4 protein-coding genes are annotated in these 3,474 nt (G+C 57.8%); all 4 read left to right on the top strand.

Annotated elements, in window-relative coordinates:
• Positions 1-174: 174 nt before the first annotated feature.
• The 4 genes from ABJZ52_RS06845 to ABJZ52_RS06830 all read left to right on the top strand — a co-directional run bounded on the left by ABJZ52_RS06845 (position 175) and on the right by ABJZ52_RS06830 (position 3,312).
• Positions 175-648 carry a transposase gene (locus ABJZ52_RS06845; protein WP_348487697.1) on the top strand — a complete coding sequence of 158 codons (474 nt, stop codon included), beginning with the start codon at positions 175-177 and terminating at the stop codon, positions 646-648.
• A gap of 374 nt (positions 649-1,022) precedes the next feature.
• Positions 1,023-1,826: a hypothetical protein gene (locus tag ABJZ52_RS06840; RefSeq protein ID WP_348187869.1), complete on the top strand. Its 804-nt coding sequence runs from the start codon at positions 1,023-1,025 to the stop codon at positions 1,824-1,826.
• A gap of 5 nt (positions 1,827-1,831) precedes the next feature.
• Positions 1,832-2,641 (top strand): hypothetical protein, encoded by an 810-nt coding sequence (locus tag ABJZ52_RS06835; RefSeq protein ID WP_348187871.1) that lies wholly within the window; start codon positions 1,832-1,834, stop codon positions 2,639-2,641.
• A gap of 269 nt (positions 2,642-2,910) precedes the next feature.
• Complete coding sequence (locus ABJZ52_RS06830) at positions 2,911-3,312, top strand: hypothetical protein (RefSeq protein WP_348187873.1); 402 nt, start codon at positions 2,911-2,913, stop codon at positions 3,310-3,312.
• Positions 3,313-3,474: the final 162 nt, after the last annotated feature.

Here is a 3,474-nt window from a genome sequence, read left to right as displayed (position 1 = left end):
CGGTTAGTCTGGAGATCCAGACCGTTTTCCATTTGGCCCTGCGGCAAACCCAAGGGTTCCTGCGCTCTGTGTTCAGGCTGATGGGGCTGGAACTGGACGTTCCCGACTTTACCACGCTCTCGCGCCGAGCCGGCGGGCTTGAGCCTTTGATCCGAAGCGCCAGTTTCCCTTGATCTGGTATTGGACAGCACCGGCCTGAAGGTCTTTGGGGCCGGGGAATGGCTGGAAACCAAGCACGGCAAGACGTCCAGGCGCCGCTCGTGGCGCAAGCTCCACCTGGGGCTGGATCTGGAGACCGGTCAGATCGAATGCAGTGAGCTGACGACAGACGACATCGGTGATCCGTCGGCCGTGCCGGATCTTTTGGACCAGATTGACGAACCCGTGCACCGCTTTTTAGCGGACGGTGCCTATGACGGGGCCGCCACCCGGACCGAAATCACGCAGCGCTTTGCCGATGTGGAAATCATCATTCCTCCGCCGAAGACGGCCGTTCCCGGCCCTGAGGCCGAGACCAACCCCACCGCGCGGGATCTGGATGTTCTGGCGATCAAGGCCCATGGCCGCATGGCCTGGCAAAAGAGCACCGGATATAACCAGAGAGCGCGCGTGGAAACGCAAATGGGCCGCTGGAAGTCGGTTGAATAGCGTTTCGTGAAAGCAAAAAAAAAGTATCACCAATCGCGTTGAAATCTTCGATTTCAGGCAGCGATTGGTGATACAACTGTTCACGAAGTGCTCTCGGGGAAAGGTTAAGATCACGCACCCTGAAAAATCAGAGAACCGAGAGCCGGATTGGCGTCTCAGTCCTCAACAAAATGACTTCCCTCGGACGTCCCACGTTCGAGCGTATCTCATGATGCCAAAATTCTGGGTAAGGGACCGCTCCGTGCCGCCTGATGATTTGTGCAACACGGTAGTGTAAATCATCGAGCGGGTCCTGTCGCGCTGGTCCATTGCAGAAAGCACCTGCCTAGGCAACACTGGGACGCTGGAACCTTGAGAAAAATGGAAGAGAGCGCATGAACAGGATTTCCATCGCACACAGGATATATTTTTTCGCCGTGTGTTCGTTCGGGCTCTTCGTCGGCGGAATGGGATATTTCAAGCCCGAGCTGATATCCAGGGCTGTGCCCCTGACGCTGCCGCCGCTGCATGCGCGAACGATCGCCAGTCTCTATCTGGCGGGCGGAACCATGATGTTGCTCGCCGGCCTCGCGCAAGAGGCAAGACAGGTCCGACTGCCGACAGTGGTCGCCACAATCTGGACCGGAGCGCTCGGGATCGTCACTCTTTTTTACCTTGACCAATTTGATACCGCTTTGAGATCGACATGGTTCTGGTTCTTTGCATATTCCGTTTACCCGGTGGCGGGGGTCTACTTCATCCTGCGTCTCCGCAAGCGCCCGACCTCGGGCGAGCGCACGCTCCTGCCCCCCGTGCACCGTGTTCTCCTGGGCGTTCTTGGCGCCTTCGCTCTCGCCGTTTCCCTGCTGCTGCTGTTCTTGCCTGGCATTATGGTGGACGTCTGGCCGTGGAAATTGAACCTCATGCTGGCGCAGATCTACGGTGGTCCGCTGCTGGGACTGGCGGTCATCGCCCTCCTGATGACGATGGCCGACAGGGACGAGTGTTTCATTTCCGCTGTCGGGATAGCCATGTTCCCGGTGCTCGCGCTTGCCGCGAGCCTGATGCACCTGAACCTGTTCAAGCCTCAGGAGCTCTCGTCGGTCATCTGGTTCGCCAGCCTTGGACTTGCGAGCCTCGCAGGGGCTTTTGTTCTGACGAGTGTCGCATCCCGCAAAGAGAATTCCCGAAAAGGATGACAATGATGAATACCGGATCCAGCGTCTCTCTGCCGCTTCGTCTCTGGTTCGGCGCGGAGGTGTTTTTCGGCCTCGCGGCAATCCTGTCGATTACGATCGCGCCGCAGGACACGGCGTCCAATTTTGCCTGGACCATCAAGCCGACCGTTACGGCGGCTATCCTGGGGGCGTTTTATGCCTCGGTTGCGCCGATCTTCGTTCTGGCGATGGTCGCCCGACGCTGGGAAATGGTCAGGGTGATCATATGGCCGGCCATTGTCTTCACGTCCGTCGAGTTGGCGGCGACCTGGATCCACTGGGACAAGTTCCGGGTCGATTCAGGCAGCTTCATGCTCTGGTATGCGAGCTATCTGCTGCCGCCGCCGATTTTCCTGGCCCTTTTCCTTTATCAGGTACGCCGGCAAGTGACGCTGCCCGCTCTTGAGCCCATGGGAAAAACCCTGCGTCTCACACTGTGCGCGCTTGGCTGCTTGTTTACGCTTGAAGGCTTGTACTCTTTTGTCCGACCTGAGCACTTTACCGCAAATCACGCGTTCGAAGTCACGGCGCTCACGGCGCGGGCGACAGCCGGCTGGATCGTCGCGCTCGGCCTCATGATGGTCTCGATGGCCTGGGAAGGCGCCCGCGAGAGAGCGCGTATCGGATCGCCGTTTCTGATCCTGCCTCTGCCCCTGCTGCTGGTGCAGATGTCGCGCTTCGCCGACGAGGTTGACTGGTCGCACCCGCGTCTGATCGCCGCTTTTGCACTGTTCGCAGCGACCAGCCTTGTGGGTCTCTGGCTTGCCAAGGGCAACTGGCGAACTTCCCTGTCCTGACGGCGGCCGGTACGCTAGTGTCAAATTTGACGAACAAAGAGAACACTATAGTAACCGAACCGAATAAGGGGTCGAAATAAGGCGTTAAGCTATTTCAGCGGCCAGTGTCCGACAGATGTATTGACCTATGACCAGAATATTCTGCCCACAAATGGCACTGCCAACACGGTTGTTCTGTCCCCTCAAAGGTAAGACGAATGTCAGAAATATCCTCCCTCGGATGGGTTCACACTCTCGCAAGTCTGCCGGCAATTCCCCTGGCGCTGTACATGTTTATTCGCTACGGACGCATCATTCCTCAGTCAGCTGCCGGGGGCACTTATCTGATTGCAATGACGATCGGTGCGATCAGCGCTTACCCCTTAGCCAATGTCTGGGTCAGTTATGTAATAGCGACTTTGACGCTTTTAGCGCTCGCCGGCGGCTATGGGATTTCTCTGCTCAATACGACGGGTCTTGCGCTGAAGTGCATTGAAACATCGAGCCTGAGCTTTTCGACGTTCCTTTTGATGCTGCCGACCATTACCGAGATCTTCCTCCGGTTGCCGGAAGGTGCCCCGCTGGCAAGGAGCTTAGACGCACCGGTTTTGCTCTACGCTCAGGCAGCCTTGCTTGTGATCTTCCTCCTTGGGCTGACGGCGCAACTGATCATGCTACTCCGTTACAGATAAGGGCCAAGGGGGCCGAAGGGGCTGTTCAACGGGGATTGCCAACTTGTTTTGTTGGGCCCGCAAGGAGCCCTACTTTGGACGGATTTCAGGCGTTCATCTCGCTGGTGTAGTCGTTCCATAAGCCGAATGCATCAGCCCTTGCACGCCGGTATGAGGCGGCCG

Source organism: Roseibium sp. (assembly GCF_039982295.1).
Taxonomy (GTDB): Bacteria; Pseudomonadota; Alphaproteobacteria; order Rhizobiales; family Stappiaceae; genus Roseibium.
This window is presented reverse-complemented; position numbering and strand designations above follow the sequence as displayed.